Origin of the sequence: Pseudomonas sp. RA_5y_Pfl1_P24 (assembly GCF_963970945.1) — a bacterium.
Taxonomy (GTDB): Bacteria; Pseudomonadota; Gammaproteobacteria; order Pseudomonadales; family Pseudomonadaceae; genus Aquipseudomonas; species Aquipseudomonas tritici.
Genome location: NZ_CAXAOJ010000024.1, coordinates 1 through 18,713 on the forward strand (window position 1 = coordinate 1; position 18,713 = coordinate 18,713).

The 18,713-nt window shown below is 58.0% G+C and carries 15 protein-coding genes, 2 rRNA genes and 1 pseudogene; 11 read left to right on the forward strand and 7 right to left on the reverse strand.

Annotated elements, in window-relative coordinates; all coding sequences use genetic code 11:
• The 3 genes from rrf (AACY30_RS27650) to AACY30_RS26615 form a co-directional block, all read left to right on the forward strand.
• A 5S ribosomal RNA gene (rrf, locus tag AACY30_RS27650) occupies positions 1-79 on the forward strand; the annotation flags it as partial.
• 109 nt (positions 80-188) lie between these two features.
• Positions 189-304, forward strand: a 5S ribosomal RNA gene (gene rrf / locus AACY30_RS26610).
• A gap of 394 nt (positions 305-698) precedes the next feature.
• The gene (locus AACY30_RS26615; protein ID WP_339472223.1) at positions 699-2,579 is read left to right on the forward strand and encodes a methyl-accepting chemotaxis protein; all 1,881 of its coding nucleotides are present in this window, start codon (positions 699-701) and stop codon (positions 2,577-2,579) included.
• A gap of 45 nt (positions 2,580-2,624) precedes the next feature.
• Here the strand turns inward: AACY30_RS26615 and AACY30_RS26620 are convergent, their stop codons facing one another.
• The 5 genes from AACY30_RS26620 to AACY30_RS26640 form a co-directional block, all read right to left on the reverse strand.
• The gene (locus AACY30_RS26620) at positions 2,625-3,083 is read right to left on the reverse strand and encodes an SRPBCC family protein (protein WP_339472224.1); all 459 of its coding nucleotides are present in this window, start codon (positions 3,081-3,083) and stop codon (positions 2,625-2,627) included.
• 18 nt (positions 3,084-3,101) lie between these two features.
• On the reverse strand, positions 3,102-6,479 hold the full coding sequence (locus AACY30_RS26625; RefSeq protein WP_339472225.1) for an amino acid adenylation domain-containing protein: 3,378 nt from the start codon (positions 6,477-6,479) through the stop codon (positions 3,102-3,104).
• Complete coding sequence (locus AACY30_RS26630; RefSeq protein WP_339472226.1) at positions 6,476-7,423, reverse strand: diiron oxygenase; 948 nt, start codon at positions 7,421-7,423, stop codon at positions 6,476-6,478. Before AACY30_RS26630 ends, AACY30_RS26625 begins: the two co-directional genes overlap by 4 nt.
• Positions 7,420-8,178, reverse strand: a complete 759-nt coding sequence (locus AACY30_RS26635) for a DUF3050 domain-containing protein (RefSeq protein ID WP_339472227.1) — start codon at positions 8,176-8,178, stop codon at positions 7,420-7,422. Before AACY30_RS26635 ends, AACY30_RS26630 begins: the two co-directional genes overlap by 4 nt.
• Positions 8,179-8,514: 336 nt before the next feature.
• Positions 8,515-9,225: a GntR family transcriptional regulator gene (locus tag AACY30_RS26640; protein ID WP_339472228.1), complete on the reverse strand. Its 711-nt coding sequence runs from the start codon at positions 9,223-9,225 to the stop codon at positions 8,515-8,517.
• A gap of 218 nt (positions 9,226-9,443) precedes the next feature.
• On the opposite strand from AACY30_RS26640, the pseudogene AACY30_RS26645 reads away from it, so the two are divergent.
• Positions 9,444-9,736, forward strand: a pseudogene (locus tag AACY30_RS26645) (TonB-dependent receptor domain-containing protein); the annotation flags it as partial.
• A gap of 98 nt (positions 9,737-9,834) precedes the next feature.
• A complete protein-coding gene (locus AACY30_RS26650; protein ID WP_339531071.1) occupies positions 9,835-10,404 on the forward strand; it encodes a hypothetical protein in 570 nt (189 codons plus the stop codon).
• Positions 10,405-10,415: 11 nt separating this feature from the next.
• Here AACY30_RS26650 and AACY30_RS26655 read toward each other — a convergent pair whose 3' ends face one another.
• Positions 10,416-11,120, reverse strand: a complete 705-nt coding sequence (locus AACY30_RS26655; RefSeq protein WP_339541398.1) for a DUF3142 domain-containing protein — start codon at positions 11,118-11,120, stop codon at positions 10,416-10,418.
• Complete coding sequence (locus tag AACY30_RS26660; RefSeq protein WP_339541399.1) at positions 11,117-13,285, reverse strand: outer membrane assembly lipoprotein YfiO; 2,169 nt, start codon at positions 13,283-13,285, stop codon at positions 11,117-11,119. Before AACY30_RS26660 ends, AACY30_RS26655 begins: the two co-directional genes overlap by 4 nt.
• A gap of 174 nt (positions 13,286-13,459) precedes the next feature.
• Between AACY30_RS26660 and AACY30_RS26665 the strand changes: the two genes are divergently transcribed.
• From AACY30_RS26665 to AACY30_RS26690, 6 genes are all read left to right on the forward strand, one after another.
• Positions 13,460-15,061, forward strand: a complete 1,602-nt coding sequence (locus AACY30_RS26665) for a glycosyltransferase family 39 protein (RefSeq protein ID WP_339541400.1) — start codon at positions 13,460-13,462, stop codon at positions 15,059-15,061.
• Between the two features lie 33 nt (positions 15,062-15,094).
• Complete coding sequence (locus AACY30_RS26670; RefSeq protein WP_339541401.1) at positions 15,095-15,349, forward strand: DUF2789 domain-containing protein; 255 nt, start codon at positions 15,095-15,097, stop codon at positions 15,347-15,349.
• An 88-nt stretch (positions 15,350-15,437) separates the two neighbouring features.
• Positions 15,438-16,931 carry a Fic family protein gene (locus AACY30_RS26675; protein ID WP_339541402.1) on the forward strand — a complete coding sequence of 498 codons (1,494 nt, stop codon included), beginning with the start codon at positions 15,438-15,440 and terminating at the stop codon, positions 16,929-16,931.
• A gap of 74 nt (positions 16,932-17,005) precedes the next feature.
• Positions 17,006-17,659 (forward strand): hypothetical protein, encoded by a 654-nt coding sequence (locus tag AACY30_RS26680; protein WP_339541403.1) that lies wholly within the window; start codon positions 17,006-17,008, stop codon positions 17,657-17,659.
• Positions 17,656-18,072, forward strand: a complete 417-nt coding sequence (locus AACY30_RS26685) for a hypothetical protein (RefSeq protein ID WP_339469038.1) — start codon at positions 17,656-17,658, stop codon at positions 18,070-18,072. The genes AACY30_RS26680 and AACY30_RS26685 overlap by 4 nt, the downstream gene beginning before the upstream one ends.
• 326 nt (positions 18,073-18,398) lie before the next feature.
• Complete coding sequence (locus AACY30_RS26690; RefSeq protein WP_339541404.1) at positions 18,399-18,665, forward strand: hypothetical protein; 267 nt, start codon at positions 18,399-18,401, stop codon at positions 18,663-18,665.
• Positions 18,666-18,713: the final 48 nt, after the last annotated feature.

The window sequence follows — 18,713 nt, forward strand, 5'->3', positions numbered from 1 at the left end:
TCCCGAACTCAGTAGTGAAACGATGCATCGCCGATGGTAGTGTGGGGTTTCCCCATGTGAGAGTAGGTCATCGTCAAGATTAAATTCCGAAACCCCTGTTTGCTAACGCAAACAGGGGTTTTGTTTTTGTAGAAGTCCATGAATTTCATCGGCACGTTGCGAATGCAGCGAACCGGTACACAGAATTTCTTGACGACCATAGAGCATTGGAACCACCTGATCCCATCCCGAACTCAGCAGTGAAACGATGCATCGCCGATGGTAGTGTGGGGTTTCCCCATGTGAGAGTAGGTCATCGTCAAGATTAAATTCCGAAACCCCTGTCTGCTAACGCAGACAGGGGTTTTGTCGTTTAGATCGGCAATTCTGTATTGCTGTCAGACCTGATTGATCACCCGGGCATCCAGCCCGCAGTTCGCTGCATTATTGGTTGGTTTCATTTTCTATCGCAGGACCTAGACCAAGGTGCCTAAGCGCTCAAAGCGTTCGTTATCCAATCCTCGTACGACAACCATCGGTCGGTTTCCTGCGAAAAATGGCAATCCATCTTACATTTTCCTAAGTTTTGCCTCGGCTTGGCCGAAAGCCTGACAAGCCATGCGTGCACCGAGATAGAGCGGTCCAAGACTCCGCCTATAACGTTACATGGAATGTCCACTCGGCACGCTAACCCCCCTTTGGCAAAAGAAGTCGATGAAATGAATCTCAAGTTCAGTCATAAAATTCTGTTGGCCGCGTCAGGCGTTGTGGTTCTGGCCTTCGCGTTATTTACTCTCTACAACGACTACCTGCAGCGCAGTACCATCAAGCAGAACCTAGAGTCGTCCATCGCGCAGTCCGGTGAACTCACCGCCAGCAGTGTGCAGAACTGGCTTAGTGGGCGAATATTGGTGCTCGAAAGCCTCACGCAAAACGTCGCCCACCAAGGTGGTTCTGCCGACCTCCCTGGTCTGGTCGATCAACCGGCCTTCACCTCAAACTTCCAGTTCACCTATGTTGGCCAAACCAACGGCGTGTTTACGCAACGCCCGGACGCGAAAATGCCCGACGGCTACGACCCCCGTCAGCGCCCTTGGTACAAACAGGCAGTGGCTGCGGACAAGCCCATGCTTACACCACCGTATATGGCCGCAGTGGGTGGGCAGATCGTGACCATCGCGATGCCGGTGAAAAAGGACGGTGAATTGCTCGGCGTAGTCGGCGGTGACCTGAGCCTGCAGACCTTGGAAAAAATCATCAACGCGGTAGACTTCGGTGGCCTCGGCCACGCGTTCCTAGTGAGCGGCGACGGCCAGGTCATCGTCAGTCCTGATCAAGGGCAGGTGATGAAAAACCTCAAGGACATCTACCCCGGCACTCAGTTACGCATCGAGAAGGTCAGTCAGGAGGTCGTTCTCAACGGCCAGGACCGCATCCTGTCATTTACCCCTATCAGCGACTTGCCCGGCGCAGATTGGTATATCGGTCTGTCGATTGATAAAGACAAAGCCTACGCAGCATTGGGCAAGTTCCGTACTTCCGCGCTGATTGCCATGTTGATCGCCGTGGTTGCGATTGCCGTGCTCCTGAGTGTGCTCATCCAAGTACTGCTGCGGCCTCTTACCACCATGGGTGTGGCGATGCAGGACATTGCGCAGGGCGAAGGTGACCTGACCCGTCGCCTTGCTGTCACCAGCAAGGACGAGTTCGGCGAAGTCGGCAGCGCGTTCAATCAATTCGTAGAACGCATCCACGCATCGATTTCGGAAGTGTCTTCAGCAACGCGCCAGGTGCACGACTTGTCCCAGCGTGTGATGGCTTCGTCCAATGCCTCTATCATCGGTTCAGACGAGCAAAGCGCACGCACCAACAGCGTGGCCGCTGCGATCAACGAACTGGGCGCCGCCACTCAGGAAATCGCGCGTAACGCCGCCGATGCCTCGCAGCACGCCAGCGGAGCCAGTGAGCAGGCCGATGATGGGCGCAAAGTGGTGGAGCAAACTATCCTCGCGATGTCGGCTCTGTCGCAGAAGATCAGCCTGTCCTGCACGCAGATCGAAACCCTGAACGCCAGTACTGACAACATTGGTCACATCCTTGACGTGATCAAGGGTATTTCTCAGCAAACCAACCTGCTCGCACTCAACGCCGCCATTGAAGCGGCACGTGCCGGTGAGGCCGGTCGAGGTTTTGCGGTGGTCGCTGACGAGGTGCGCAACCTGGCTCACCGCACCCAGGAGTCGGCCGAAGAGATCCACAAAATGATCACCTCGCTGCAAGTGGGCTCGCGTGAAGCGGTTACCACTATGAATGCCAGCCAGGCCTCCAGTGAAGAAAGCGTCGAGGTCGCCAACCAGGCGGGTGAGCGCCTGGTCAGCGTGACGCAGCAGATCGTCGAGATCGACGGCATGAACCAGTCCGTCGCCGCCGCCACCGAAGAGCAGACAGCCGTGGTGGAAACGCTCAACGTGGACATCAACCAGATCAACCTGCTGAACCAACAGGGCGTGGCCAATCTCAATGAAACCCTGAAGGATTGCGATGCGCTGTCGCAGCAGGCCAATCGATTGAAACAACTGGTCGATAGTTTCAAGATCTGACCCGCTGATTGATCGGGCAGGGGCGAGTGGCCTCGCTCCTGCCGCTCAGCCAAGCAACCGACGGACATTGTCCAGGGCGCTGTTGGCGAAGTCCTGCACAAACTGTTCAAACCCTGCGTTTGCCTCATCCATGGGCTCTGCAATAATCGTCCATGTCACCCGGGAACACTCCGCTCCTAGTGCTTCAACGCGGATCGCCGCCCATAACCTGGCCACGCCCAGGGTGTTATAGATTGTGGTCCAGGTCATATGCATGGCCTGCTCGTCCCGGCTATTGAGCTGCTCCACCACACAGTTACCATCGCGGAAAAATTTTGTACGCAAGGCGCCCACACCTGTGGCTGTCATTTCGATATGCGTCAGGTCAGGAATGAACACATCGAAGCCTGAAAAATTCCCCACCATGTTCCACAGGCGGGAGGCATGGCAGTCGACCACGACCGACGCGACTATTGGCAGGCCGTCCGGGTTGCGAATTAACGTATCGGGTTGCAGTGGTTTCATGAGGTTGTCCTGAGGCGTTCAAAGAAAGCCAATGGCCTTGAGGTAGTTGCAGCCTTTGCTCAACAGCGCCAAATCTTTTTCGGGGTAGTGTGCCCCCATCTGCTGGACGCCCTGCCGCGCATTGTCGTGGCGGATCATTGAGGTGTCTCCGATGTCTTCGTCGAGGCGCTCTAGATAAAAACCAAGCACGCCAAACAGTGCGTTCTCGTGGCTGACCGTTCGTATCTCCTCTTGCCAATGTGCAATGCTCACCCGCCTGAACCGGTGACCCGCTCGGCTGAAAGCATCCAGGTAACGCGCCCAGCTCAAAGGTTGCGGGTTGTGCAGGTTGAACACACTGCGATTGGCTTGAAAGCGGGTGCAGTGGAATGCAATGAAACGAGCCAGGAAATCCACCGGCATCAGGTCGAAGTTCAACGCCAGCCGCGGTACCAGGCCAAGTTGAAGTGAGCCCTTGAGCATCAGCATCAGCCGATTTCTCTGCGGCTGGCAGACCCCCGTGCGGCTATGGAAGCTGATATTGCCGGGGCGATGGATATTCACCCAGGCTCCGTGCTCCACCGCACGTCTCAGTTGCCGCTCGGCGACCCATTTGGACAGGTTGTAGCCATTCTGGATGTACAGCGGCAGCGTGGTCGCGGCGGGTGCCTCGAGGACATAGCCCTGGGTGTCCATGCTGCTTGAGGCTGACAGCGTCGAGATAAAGTTGAAGACCTTCTTGCAGTGCGTCTCACACAGGCGCAGGCATTCGAAGATGGGGTCAACGTTGTCCCTGGCCAGTGATGCGTAGTCCATCACGTGGTTGACCCGTGCCGCGTTGTGCACCAGCACACCGAAGTCCCGGGTGAGCGTGTCGTAGGCGTCGTTGGCCAACCCCAATCGAGGCAGGCTGATATCGGCGGCGAATACCTGCACCCGGCTCAGGTCCAGATGCTCCAGGCGGTACTCGCGCAACGCTTGGGTAAACCGCATCATCGCCGAATGCCCCGGCTCTTCACGCACCAGGCATGCCACCTGGGTTGCATGATCGGCCAGCAACGCCTCGACGATATGGGCACCAACAAAGCTGTTGGCCCCTGTTACGATCACTTTGTGCGGGTCGCCTGCGCGGTCCTCGGACAATATGTCGAGTGACCACTCCTGTTGTGCGTCGTGAACCGCCTGGCTAGAGGGCGCATCGGGTCGTTCCCCGTCCTCCACCCACGTTGCGAGGGTACGAATAGTCGGCGCCTCAATGAAGCGGCTCAACGAGAAGCTGCGGCCGAATTGTTCGCGAAAACGCAGTAAGAGGGTCGACAGCAAAATCGAATGGCCGCCGAGTTCAAAGAAACTCTCATCAATAGACAATTCATCCATGGGCAACGCCAGCAGTTCGATCCATAAGCGGGTCAATCGAATCTGAAGTGGGGTGTGCGCCGCATTGCTGGCAGTCTGAGAAACGGATTGAGCCGGTAATGCGAGCAATGCTGCCCGGTCGACTTTGCCGTTGCTGGAACATGGCATGTGCGGCAACAGGCTCCAGAAACCGGGGTGCATGTAATCCGGCAGCCACTGTCGCGCGTGTTGCTGCAGGGCCGCCACGGTGGCCCCCGGTTCGGGTTGAGCGACAAAGCTACGGATCCTGCGGTCATGGTCAATCACCACTGCGACCTGGCGATACAGCCGGCTGTTACGCAAGCACTGCTCTATCTCTTGGGGCTCGACCCGAAAGCCGCGGATTTTCACCTGATCATCACGGCGCCCCCCCAGCACAATCCCGTCGGCGGTCCACTGTGCCAGATCGCCGCTGCGGTAAGCCCTCAGCGATTGGCCCCCAGGCACCGCCAGCTCCACGAAAGGGCTGGCAAGCTGTTGCCGCGCGTTCACATACCCCAGGCTCACTCCGGGGCCGATGATATACACCTCGCCCATGACCTGTTCATCTACCGGCTGCAGGTTCTCGTCAAGGATCAGCACCTGGCTGTTGGCGATGGGGCTTCCGACGTTGCGGTTGCTATCACCGGGGAGCAGCGTGCGATGGGTGACCAGCACCGTGGCCTCCGTGGGCCCATAGAGGTTGTGAAATTGGCACTGCCCCGCGAGGCATTCGATTACATGGGGCTCGCACACATCGCCGCCGGTGAGCAGGTGCGTCAGGCCCAGCGGTTGATCGAGTGGCAGAATGCTCAGCAGCGCAGGCGGCAGGAAGGCGTGGGTGACGCGCTGCCGGTGGAGCAGATCCAGCAGTTGCTGAGGGTCTTGTCGTTGCTCTGCGCTGGGGACAATCAACTCGGCCCCTGCTATCAAGGTGGGGAAAATATCGATCAGCGAAGCGTCAACGCTCAAAGGCGAAAATGGCAGGACGCGGCTCAGCTCATCCAGGCTCATACAGGACCTGAACCAGGCCGTGAAATGCGCCAGGTTAGTCTGGCTGAGCAGCACACCCTTGGGTTGACCCGTGGTGCCTGATGTAAAGAGCGTCATGCAAGGACCGTCGGCGGGCGGGCGAGTCTGCATCAACGGACGCATGACGTCGGCGCTCCGCGGGTCGACCTTGCTGACATCCAGTGCAGTGAAGCGTCCTCGCAAGGGGTGCTGACCGGCGTCAAGCAATACCCGAGCTTGCGTGCTCTCAAGCATGACCTGATGGCGCTGAACCGGGTGGTCCGGACCCAGCGGTAGATACACGGCTGCGCAGCCCATCACCGCAAGAATGCTGGCGTACAACTCGATGGATTTTTCCAGGCACACGCCGACCACCGTTGGCGCCTGCCCACTCTCCAGCAACGGCTGTAGTTGCTGCTGTATCGCCAAGGCGTGAAGCTGCAATTGACGATAGATCACTGTGTTGCCGGCGATGTTCAGCGCCGGCCGATCGGCGAAGGTGCGAAGGCTGGCCTGCAACTGTTCGATCACGGGTACCTGGGCTTCCCGCATGACAACAGGGTCTTCTGTGCGGTTGAGCCGATGGACAAATGCCAGCGCGTCAAGCGCGTCCAAGCCTTGCTCGGGCCATTCATTGGCGGCCGCGTGCACAGAGAAATATCCAGTGTCCCGCGAGAATCCACTCACGTGCAGCGCGACCCACTCCACCAATGCATGGGTCACCCGCTGGCGCAGTCGTTGGCCGTTGCCACTGGGTTCTTCGGTGATGCCAAGCACAGCCGACAATCGCCGGTTGGGCCCATAGGCGCGCAGTTGCAGCGCGGGTAGCCCGTATTCGGTTACCGGGCCAACACCCAGGCGCAGGCTGAACACTGGGAGTCGATCTGCTGAGGCCCGCAGCGACTGACTGCCGTCATCGATCAACAAGTCGATGCCTTCATCACTCATGGCATGCCCATACTGCTCCAGCGCTTGCCTGAGGGAGGCCAAGACGCTGCTGGTGCCAGCAAACCCGATGGTCAGGCGCCTCATGTCAGCCTCCCGGGCACTGGCAAGTAATTGTCCAGCGCTTGCGCCACACTCGGCGTTTGCAGCAAACCGCTGTGTTGCAGGAAACCCAGAATGTTGTCCATCAGCGGGTGCCGACGGGTGATCGGGAAGGCCAGTGCCGTCACTTCATCGCGCAATGCGCTGCGCAGGCTTTCGCTGGTGTCGACGTGTTCGATCAAGTGCAGGTCGAAGTTTTTTTGCAGGTCGTTCGTCAGGTACTGAGCCAAGAATATCGGCAGCACCTGAGCGATGCTGTCGCGGTCTTCGGCGCTCGCCGTGTGCCAATACAGGCGTACGAGCCGTGTCCAGAATTGCGCGTGGCGGCCCTCATCAAACAGGTGATCGGCCATCAAGCCACGGATCGACGCTTTAACACTGGTGTCCTTGGCGAACGCCGCCACATCGTGGGTCACGGTGTTTTCGGCAATGGCCACGCCAATCAGTGCTATTGCATCGCGCAGGTGGGCTGGCGCCTTGGCCTGGGCCGCAGGCAACGCACGGTTCAATTCAATTTCCTTCGGTGGCTCCAACGGTTGTATGCCGGTCATGGCAACGGTTTGCTGGAGGAAATCCAACGCAACCAGTGCGTGGTAGTCCTCGTCCACGACAACGGTCATCGCATCTACGCGGCAGGCAAGCGGAAAGGGCACCGAGAAGCGATTCTTGGCAATGCTGCGCGCAGTCTTGTCGACGATCTCAGTCTCGAAGATCACCACGTCGTTGATGAATTTGTAGAAGCTTTGCACCAACACGAAATCGCGCCATTGCGGGCAGTGTTCGATAAAGGTTGCACAGAGCACCAAGGGCTGGCGGCACACCGGGTAGATCAGCTTGTCATCGTCTTCCAGCAAACGGCGAGGGCGTGTGCGGATGGTTGCGCGGCGCTCCCAGTCGTCGGCAATGGCGTGGTAGTCGGCTACGCTCATGGGTGCACCTCCCTCAGAGAGGCCTGAACCTCATCCCAGAATGCGATACGGCTTTGCACGGCCGAGAGGGCGGCATTGGTGGCCTGTTGCGGGTACGCCGGGTCTGCACTGACAAGGCGTTGGAGCAACTGCTCTGCTGCTGGGCCATGATGCTGGGCGTCCAATTCGATGTGACGCTTGAGGTAAGCGCACAGTGTCGGCGCGTGGCGACGGATAAGCTCATCAGATTGCAGGATGCGTTCGAATATCATCGGGATGACATGCTCGCGACCGTGCAGGAATGTTGCCGCCACACAATGGGTAGGCGCGTTCAGCGCGAGATGCAATGTGTCACTGACGAAGCGGGCCACGCCGGGAAGAATTTCGACCTCACGCAAGGCGGCAGTCGCTTCCATGTCTTGGCGTTGCAGCGCAACAAAGCGTTTGATCGGCGAGGTGCTGGCGCCCACTTCGGCCATGGCCTCCAGATAGAGTTCGAAGTGGCTGCAATAGCCTTGCTCGGGATGCTCGTCTGACTCCTCACTCAGCACGACCTCATTGATCAGGCGAGCTGCTTGCGGGTCGGCAGGTGGCAGCCAAGGCAGGCGCGTGCAGGTCAGGTCCCGTTGCAGACGTTTGGCGAGGGTCATGAAATCCCAGACCGCAAATATGTGGCTTTCCATAAAAAGTTGTAACTTGCGCAGGGAAGTTATTTCTGAAAATAACGAATGGCTGCATAACTGCAATTTTGCTGTTTCAAGTAACGGTTGATGCATGGTTGGTGCCTATAAGTTGTTGCGTCTGCTGTGAAAAACAGCGATGAGTTCTTGTGGTTGGCAAGAAGTGAAAAGGTATGGACCAGCCTTGCGCGTGCAGGGCGCTTCTGATGAGGCGACTGCAGCGTCGAATGAAATGTCTGGTTTAGTAATAAAGGATGATAAGCGGGTTAAACAATTTGGCGAGCATACAAATGTGTTAGAAGTTTTTCTAAATAATATTGGCTGTAAGTTTGTATCTTTGTTGAAAGTGGGAAGTTTCGTCGGGGCGGGGTACTCATCGTTAGTTAGGGAGCCCCGCAACACTGCAAGATCGAGACAGGAAAGCTGAAAGCCTTATTGCGTGTCTTTTTTGTCGCCGGCATCCAGGCCATTGAGGTATGCCGTGATTACCTCCATGCCTCGCATCAAGTGATTGCGCAGCGTCAGGATGCTTTCTTCGGTTTTTTTCTGTGCCACCAGGCTCAGTAGTTCGCGGTGATCTTCCTGAGACGTCTGCCCCAGCCCCATGGCCTCAAGGTTGTAACGCAGGAAACGTTCCTCCTCGTTCAAACCGTGCTCGACCAACTTGAGCAGCCGCTGGTTCGGGGCCTTGCCATACAGGGCCATGTGAAACAGCCGGTTGAGGCGACCAATCTCGGTGTAGTCTTTTTCCTGCTCCAAAGCGACGATGATGGCGTCCGCCTCGGCGATATCGGTTTCAGTGAGCAAAGGGATGGACGAGCGCAGCGCTTCAGACTCCAGCAACATCCGCAGTTCATAGGTTTCGGCCGAGTTATCCTCGATCAACGGCGCGACGACAGCGCCCTTGTGGGTCACCACATGCAGCAGTGACTGGGCTTCCAGCTGGCGCAAAGCTTCGCGCACCGGCATGCGGCTGACCCCGAACAGGCTGGCCAATTCCTGTTGGCGCATGGCGGTACCGCAGGGCAACCGACCGTCCAAGATGGCATTGCGCAAGGTTTCTTCAATCACGGAGCGAGCGAGATGGGCGGGGATCGTTCCGCTGATCTTGATGCTGTTCAAAGGGGTCGGCTTCTGCGTCACGGTTACGTTATGCTCCTTATTAGAATGGGCATGGCTAATTGGATCCAATGCACACTAGAGCCTGACCATAGGCTTGTCAAACGCGCACAGTTTCGGCTTGTAAGCGCTTCAACATAACGCTCTGAGCACCCACAGCCAGCCTCTATCGGGTCTTACGCACCCAGGTTCAACTCGCCTGCTATCGAGCGGGAAATTGCAGTACAGGCAGCTAAGCGCTGGTCATTCGCGACACCCCGTTGGCCGGTCTCGGCGCAGGCCTGGGCGTACGCTACGCGCGCCAAAGCTGGGCGACTACTACGAAGGCGCCTTCAACGTGCCGTCCTACAGCGTCTACGACGCCAGCCTGAGCTACGACCTGAGCCGTTCGCCGCTTAAACTCAAAGGCGTGAAACTGGCGATGAACGTGCAGAACCTCACTAACAAAACCTACGTATCTAAGTGCACCACTAATCTGAAGTGCTACTACGGGGAAGGGCGCACAGTGGTGTCGAGCCTGACCTACGACTGGTAGGTAATCGGTTGTAGGAGGCCTCCTGATTGAGTGGGGTGTAAACCTTGAACGTCTCGCGAGCGTTAGCTTCGGCTGGCAACCCTCGCGAGATACTGCCCATGCCCATCGCCGAAAATCCCTATGCCGCACCGCGCTCCAGCCTGAGCTGGATGCCGGTTCGTGAACCGATGTTTCTGGTCGTGGCCCCGCGTAAATTCCTCGTCATGATGCTGCTGACGCTGGGCGGCTACTTCGTCTACTGGCTCTACCGACAATGGACGTTTTATCAGCGGGCCACCGGCAAGAGGCTATGGACCTGGGTTCGGGTGCTATTTCCGGCGTGCTATTTCTGTTCGTTGATCCTCAGCGTGATGCGTGAACTGGAGCAGGGCGAATCCGCCTACCACTGGTGGCCACGTTGCCTGGCGGTGACGATTTTTCTGTGCGGGTGTTTGCCCTTCACGGTGTTGTGGCTGCTCTCACCGTTCGCCGCACTCGCTGTAGTTGCCTGCATCGCAATGTTGCAGGTCGCGCTGGCGTTGCAGTTGCAAGATGCGATTAATCATTTGGAGCAGGACCCCGACGGGGCGGGAAATACGCATCTCACGAGCGCCAATTGGATTGGAATAGTGGTTGGGCTGCTGGGAGGGGGGTGGGTTGTGACAGGCGTGGTGTGGGGCGCCGGTTGAGGGGGAGCGTTTCAAGGGTTCTGTAAAAAAACCACATACCCCCGAAACCACTCACTCCCTTGCAAATACCCAGGTTCCTCCCACGTACCGCCTTGAATCAGCCCGATCTTGAACGGCAGTCCCAGTCGATTTATCCGTGGCAGATACGCCGCGTAGTCCGGAATGCTGTGGCGCCCTTGATAGGTCTGCACCACCACTTCATCCACCACGCCTTTGAGTTGCGCGATGGCGGCCGGGTCGGCGTTGCTGCTCCAATCCATCAGGCCAGTGATGCTCAAGCGCAGGTCGGCCGGCAGGCGTTGGCGCAGGTCGCGCAGGAAGTCGGCGTATTCGTGCAGGCATTGGGTGCGGGCGTCGAAGTCGATCTGGATGCCGACGACCGGGTTGCCGGCGTCGCGCCAGCGTTGCACTTGGCCGAGCAGTTGGCGGTAGACCGGTTCGGGCCAATGCAGGGTGTGGGCGCGGTAGACGATCCAGATTTCACCCTGGGTGATGCGCGGCACGCTGATGCCCTGGGCGATCATCTGCACGCCGCGCCCCGGCGTGCGGCGGGTGGAGTTGATCTGGCCCTGAAGGATGTACAGGGTTTCGGCCTGCTTGAGCACCGGTTGAGGGGTGACGCCGCTCCACAGCCAAAAGGCGTCATAGTCGCGGGCGTCGACGGCGCCGAAGGCCGGGCTTGCCAGTAACAGCAAGCCTAGCCACAGGTGTTTCACCAGTAGTACTGCAGCGACTTGCCCCACTGGGTGTCACCGAAGCTGCTTTTGAGCTGGCGGAACCAGGCTTTGCGCACGGCAGGTTCAACGTCGTGCCCGCCGCAATTGTTGTAGCCGGACGGCCCGTAGCAGTTGATGGCGCGAAACAGCGCGTAGGCCCTGTCATTCTTCGGCGCCTTGGCATTGCCGATCACCTGTTTGTAGCCGTCCAGGCGCGAGAAGGTTTCACCCTTGAAGTCCGATGCGGTGCTGCCCAGGCTGCCGGCGGCGCGCGCCTGCTCCAATGGCATACCGTCCAGGCCGTTACGCAGGATGAATTCACCCAGGCAGTTCAGGCCCTGTGGATGCTTCGCGTCGTTTTGCAGGATAGCGGCGGTTTGCGTGATGGTTGGGCAGGCGTAGCCGGATTCGGCTTTATCGCCATTCCACTGGAACAGCTTCAAGGTCTGGCTGGCGCTGTAGACGTAGCCCAAGCTGGTACCCAGCTTATCTTCAGGGGCCGCGACCGGCAGTTGCTTGAGGTCCTCGGCGAATGTCGCGTACTGGCCGCGCAGCAGATCTTTGTAGAGCAGCACGAATTGCGCGGTCTGGCGTTCCAGCGGGTCGCTGGCCTGGGCGATCTGCTGGCGCAACAGCTCAGGGCCTGCAACGTTGCGCAGCAGAATGTAGCGCACCTGCTTGGCGCTGATCGGCGAATCGGCGGCGAACACTTTGGCCAACTGGCCGCTGCGCTCGTAGTTCATCGCCAACGCCAGCTCAAGCTGGTCGCGTTGCAGCGGCATTTTCGCCAGGGGCAGCAGTTGCAACCATAGTGCTTCGGCGCCTTTCCAGTCTTGCTTGGCTTCCAGGGCCAGGGCGCGCAGGGTCTGTTGGCTGAAGGCGAAGTAATTCAGGCTCGACGGCACGCTCTGGGGCAACTGTTTCAAGGCGGCGTCCGGCTGATGCTCGATGTACAACGCACACACGGCCAGCAAGTAGTCGTACAGCTGCGGCGCGCTGGCGAATGCGGCTTTTTGCTTCTCCAAATCGGCGCGGGAAAGGGCGGGCTGGTGGCCGCCGCGCATCACCATCAGGTCGCTGACAAGCTGGATCATCGGCGTGGTGACGGTCTCGCTATTAACCATCAATAGCTTGAGGTCGACCTCCTCCACCAGTTCGTCCACCGACACATTGCGCTGCGTATCAGTCGCCTGAGTCATCGCCCAGGCGTAGGCCTCGGCGAGCTTTGTGTTGTCACCCGCCAGCCAATACACGCGGCGCAACAGGCCACGGGCGGAGGCCACGTAATCGCCCTGTGGATAAGTTTTCAGGTAGGTGAGGAATCCTTCTTCGGCATCGCTCAGGGCGGACTTATCCACAAGCTTAAGACGCGGCATGCCGTATTCGTCGAAGGCTTCAGCCTGGGCCTGGTTCAAAGCAGTGCGGGCGGTCATGTACAGCGCAGTTTCCTGCAGCCAAGGCACATCGCTGCTGCTGGCAGCGGCAAAACCGCGTTCAGCGTCACTGAAACGACCGCTGTAGAAGTCGGCGGCGGCCTGCAGGTAAGTGCGAAACAGTTGGCCGTCGGCGGACTGGATCTGCTGAGCGTCCACCACTTGGCCGTCCCAGGAGCAGGCGGTGAGCACCTGCAAACGCGCCTTCACCAGCACCTCGCGCTCGGCCGCCGGCATGTCAGCCTTGATCACCTGGCTGATAAATGCGGTGGCACTGTCATCGTCGTTGCTGCGACAGCGGCTGCCCTCGCCATTGAGGAACGCTTCACCGGCGTTTTTATACTCGTCGCGCTTGATGCCCAGAGGCTGAAGCAGCGTATCGAGTTCGGCGGTGCGCGAGTCGTCCGGCTTGTTGTCGGGTTCTTCGTTTGTGCTGCGCAAAGGCGCCAGTCGATAGACCGGGAAAGGCACCGGGCCAAAGCCCTGGGCCAGGTCGTCTTCGCTCAAGGCATTGGGCGCCAGCGGCGCAGCCTTTTTGTCCGCCAGCAGCAGGCGCAGGTTGACGCGGCTGTCGTTGCCCGGGTTGAGGAAGGGTTGGTTGCTGCACGCGTCGAGACTGTCACGCGAGACCCGCCAATCGGGATAGCACGAGTCGTCGGAGCTGGCCTGGGCCTGTAGGGTCATACCCGCGAGCAGTGCCAGTGCCAGGGGTGACAGAAAACCGATGCGCATGACGTGTCCTTGATCCTGAGTCCTTGGAGGAGGGCGATAATAGCGTGTTCCTACGGTCGCTTCGGAGAAGCCCTGCACAAATTGCCGATTTGTCGGGTCATAGAAGCGAATCAGGGGCTTTTGTCCTAGAGTGGCGATGTTTGCAGTTAGGCAATCAAGGGCAGGGAAATCTAGGTGCGTCGGTCTGTGGTAGAGCAAAACGAAAAGGTCGGGACGTTACCCGCACTCAACCGCCTCTCTTGGGAAGGTGCCGGTTGGTTCAGCCGACTCTGGTGGGTGCCGATTCTGGCGCTGGCCATGGCCCTGCGTTTTTACAACCTGACGGCGGCGGCGATCTGGGGCGACGAAGGCTCCAGCCTGTTGCTCAGCGAATACGCCGTGGCCGACCTGTGGTTCCACGCGGCGCATGATGTACACCCGCCCCTGTATTTTTTTCTGCTGCGCGGCTGGATTGAGCTGTTCGGCGACAGCATCTGGTCGATTCGCAGCATGAGCGCCGTCCCCGGTGTAGTCGCCGTGGGCCTGGGCGTCTGGCTGACGCAGCAATTGTCCACCCGTCGTGCGGCGGTGCTGGCGGGTATTCTGCTGGCGCTATTACCCACGGCGGTGCGCTACAGCCAGGAAGTACGCATGTATTCGCTACTGGGCGTGTGGTTGCTGGGCGCCACGCTGGCGCTGGTGTATTGGGTGCGTCAACCCGAGCGCACGCGTTATCTGGCGGCCTATGTCGTGTTGATGAGTGCTGGTTTCTACACCCATTACTTCACGGCGCTGTGCGTGCTGGTGCATTGGGCCTATCTGGGTGTGCTTTGGGGTACGGCGCCGCGAGACCAGCGCCTGATCACCCGCCCGGCATGGTGGGTGGCAAACGCCGCGATTGTGCTGTTGTACCTGCCTTGGCTGCCGAACCTGCTGGACCTGGTGCAACACGTCGAACAGCTCAAGGTGGGCGGCGACATAGGCTGGGAAGAACCGGTCAGCCTGTTCTCCCTGCCTTCGATGATCTGGCAATTCGTGCTCCAGGATGAAGGCGTTGGCTTCTGGTCGCCGTTGTTCTGGCTGTTTCCGCTGCTGCTGGTGACTGTTGTGATCACCGCTTGGCAAGATCGCGAACGCTACCGACCGGCCAGCCTGCTGGCGCTGTTTTTCCTGTTGCCACTGCTGCTGGTCTACGGCGTTTCATTTGTATCCCCGGTGTTTATCGAGCGCTACCTGACGGTATACGCCTTGGGCTTGCCGATTCTTGTGGCGATGGCTATCGACCGCCTGCCGTCGCGGTTTTCACTGCTGGGGGTGGCGCTGTTTGTGCTGTTTGTCGGCGTCGAACTGGTGGGGTTGAAGAACAACTTTGCCGTGGATGAGCACGACCAGTTCAACGTGCCGGTGGCATTCGTCAACCGCAACTACCAGCAAGACGACCGCATCGTCCTCAGCGACATGATGTGGTACCTCAGCTACGTGTATTACGACCAGACCGACGCCCAATTGCAGCTCTACACACCGCCCAAACCCGACGGCACGCCCACTCGGCCGAACGCGTATGGCTTCGGTACCTTGGTCGACCAGGACGGCGGGCGCATCTATCTCGACCATCTGTCGGCACTGCCCGCTGACACCCGCCGCGTGTGGCTGATCAGCAGCAACGAAGCACCGGATGATTTCGCCCCGCTGCCAGAGGGCTGGCGCGAACTCAGTCGCCAGGATGGCGGCGGCGCCAGGGCTAGGTTGTTTGTGTTGTGCAACGTACCGTCGGCGCAACCTGAGGGCTGTCGCTAGACTGGGTTAATTCTTTCATCGCAGGAGCCCGTCATGGAATCGCCCGTGCATAGTTTGCCGTCACTGTTCAAACAGCTGGGTCTGGAGAATGACCCGTTGAGTATTGAGAGGTTCGTGGCGGTTCATTCGCCGCTCAAACCGGAGTTGAAATTGGCGGATGCGTTTTTTTGGACCGATAGCCAGAGAGCGTTTTTACGTGAGGAGATTCTAGAGGATGCGGATTGGGCGGTGGTGGTGGATGAGTTGAATCTGATGTTGCGGGGTGGTCGAGAGGTGCAAAAAATTTAGAAAAAACGCTGAAAGTTGAAAAAAACTGATGAGGGTTGAAAAAAACTGGGCTTTAATCGCGTAAGTGAACTTTTTCTGAGGTTGCGCGATGTCTCTGGTTGGCTATGCCCATCTCCATCGATCTCTCGGGTTAAAAGCCATCGCGCCTGCCCGCGCAGCGATGATTAAGCCTGTCACTCGGATTTCGACGATCGGTGATTGCCTGGCGGTACCTCACGCTGTTGCACCGTCGGCTGACTCAGTGCTCGACCATATTCTTTTTGCCCTCAAGCATGAAGGTATCAACCTCGGCATCCTGGCTCAGGCGCTGGAAGCCGTCACTGCCGAGCAACTGCTGCAAGAACTGGGAAAAGCCCCTAACGGCGTGTTCATCCGCAAGGTCTGCTACCTCTGGGAGGGGCTGACCCTTCAACGGCTGGATTACAGCAAACCGATCAACAGCCGTGTGTCTCCACTGTTTGATCCGCAGCGCTACGTGACGGGCCCGTCGACGCGAAATTCCCGTTGGCGCATCGACTTCAATGGTTTGGGCTCTTTGGCTTATTGCGCGACGGTCGAGCGTACGCCAGAAATCGACACTCTGCTGAGCCTCGATATCTTGGGGCGCGCCAAATCCTTCATGACCACCCTACCTCCCGAAATGATGGACCGCGCGATCCAGTGGGCTTACCTGCATGAAACCCGCGACTCGTTCGCCATCGAAAAAGAACAACCCAGCGAGGAAAAGTCCCGGCGCTTCGTCCAGCTGTTACGTCAGGCCCACGAAGGCAGGCTGCTGACCGAGGATTATCTGGTCGAGCTGCAAAACAGCACTGTTTCCAACCCCTTCGACAAAGCCGTCGCGTTTCGCCACGAACAGAACCACCTGCACAATGGCCTGCGCGGCGCGGCGGGTGTCAGCTACGTACCGCCCTCTCCTGAACTGTGCCAGGAGCTGATGGAAGAGCTGATGGCGTTCGCCAATCAACCTGTGCGCGAGGTTGATCCTCTCGTAGCTGCGGCCGTCACCGCGTTTGGCTTCGTATTCCTGCACCCGTTCATGGATGGCAACGGTCGGCTGTCCCGCTTCTTGATCCACCAGACGCTATGCCACTACGGCGCACTGGAACACGGCTTACTGCTGCCGGTCTCCGTCGCGATGAAGCACGAAGAACAAGCCTATCTGGAGGCACTCAAGGCGTTCTCCCTGCCGACGCGAGAATTCTGGAACGTCATCTGGCTGGACGGCGAACAAATGGCCTTCGATTTTATCGGCCACCCGTCGATTTACCGCTATTGGGATGCAACGCGCTGCGTCGAATTCACCCTGCAAATGGCCCGCCGCGCGCTGGAGGTGGAGCTGCGCGAAGAGACAGAATTTCTCGACCGTTATGACCGGGTGATCAAGGCCGTGAATCAGCGCTTCGACGTGCGGGGTAGTGATCTGTCGAAGCTGGTGATGATGTGCCTGGACAACGAGGGCAAGGTTTCCACGCATCGGCGCAAGCAGTTTCAGTACAGCGTGTCGGAGGAGGTCTTTGAGTTTATTGAGGAGGAGGCCCAGCGCGCTATGTACGAAGCTGGGAAATTTCCTACCGACTAAACGGAGGTGGATGATAGTGAGCAGAGTGAGGAGTCCGCTATTAACACGCGCTGATTCCTCCCTCTGGACACAGCATGAAACGCCTGATCCCTCGCGCTGAAATTGAAAGTTATGACCTCACACATATCGAAAGCCCCTATTTTGCAGGAATAAAAGTAAGGGAGTTCTTTCGCGCGCCTTATGCGTTGCAAGGGCTGGGCGAGCTTCTTAGTGAGTGCAATATTTCACCTGTTGTTTGCTCGGGGGGGAAAGATCAACGGCGGGTGTTGGATAAATTGGCAGTCGGTGATTGGTTATTTGTGATGGAGCATCCCTTCCTTCCTTTAAGTAGAGAGAGTCGCGTTACATACGGACATCTGATGGGGCGCCGGCTTTACGTCGGGCCGGGTAAGTGGGAAAAAGTCAGTATCGATTACGACGGCGTTAAAAATACCGCAGTCCTGGCTGCCAATCGGTTGGCTTCCATGGGCGATGAGGGGCGAATGCTTCTGTCGGACGGAAAGGATCTCGCGAACACCACCAGGGTCATGACTCAAAAGTGGGTGCGGCTTGATAGTCGCGATGATCAGCCCACTCACCGATCGGTTGAGCGTCGGTATGGTGAGCTACGGCATATCAAACAACGCTATCTGGAGGGGGATGACAACTGGCAGGTAGGTGGTAAATCCTGGCACTGGCAGCCCGTAACACCGGATATGGCCTACGAATACAAGGATGTTGAAAAATGACGCGCAAACACATTTTTTGGTTTTGGGGATCTATGGATGCCATTTATCTTGCTCGGTACGTCATTACCAGTGTGATGGGTGGCAGAATCCCCTATTTCAGTGATGTTGAGAACGCGGTATGGATTCTGCGCGAACACAGCGTCGCGCAGATTTACATGTTTGTATTCGTTATGCTTTTGCAGGCCTCTATAATCGTGTCTTGTTTGCTTTTTTTTATTCAACAAGAAAGCGTCAAATGGTTAGTTTATCTTCAAGCGCCTTTGCGCCTGGCATTTTTGATTCCATCGGTTTCGGTCTTGCTTATCGGCGCTCGCTTAGTTCCAGACTACAACTTGGTATTAATGGTTGTGTTAGTCGTTGTTTCCGAGATGGTTAAAGTTTGGAGCGTCTGGCGGTGGAGCAAAAAATGCTGACGTTTCCAGCAGGCTCGTCAGGAGACAAAACGGTCATTAAGTCGGTTGCACTGCCTCAACCATCCAACCTATAGTTCGCCCCGTCGCCGCACATCGGCGACCGGATTTGGCGATCCGAGTTTCTGTGACGCGTTTCAGCGTTCATACCCCCGTGCTTTCTCATCTTTGGATGAAGGTGCAGGGTTCTATGGCGGCTGTACGCGGGAGATCTTCGGATCTGCCGGGTTTCACAGATAACCGGTTCGCCAACCTGCGTACAGCTGCCACCTTTTCTTGTTTGGCGACGAGAGCGAGTGGTTCAAACCCTTATCTGTGAGGTTTTATCGATGGACCAATACAAACCGTTTCAAACCAATCTCACCAGCGTTCCTGTCCTGGCCTACAACATCTTCGCCCCCTCGCACCTGCTCCACGAAACGGCGCGCAGTCGCATCCGTATTGGCACAGAGCTGTTGGAAACCCTCACCGCCAAAGCGGACAGCCAGAAGCTGCATCATTTGGTCACGGCCGCACTGGTCTCGCTGCGCGATGGCCTGGACATGATGAGTGAAATCCAGCGCCGACTGGACGGGCAAGCCGAACAGCAAGCCTGAAACCAACGCTGATCTAAATGTGGGAGCTGGCTTGCCTGCGATAGCCAT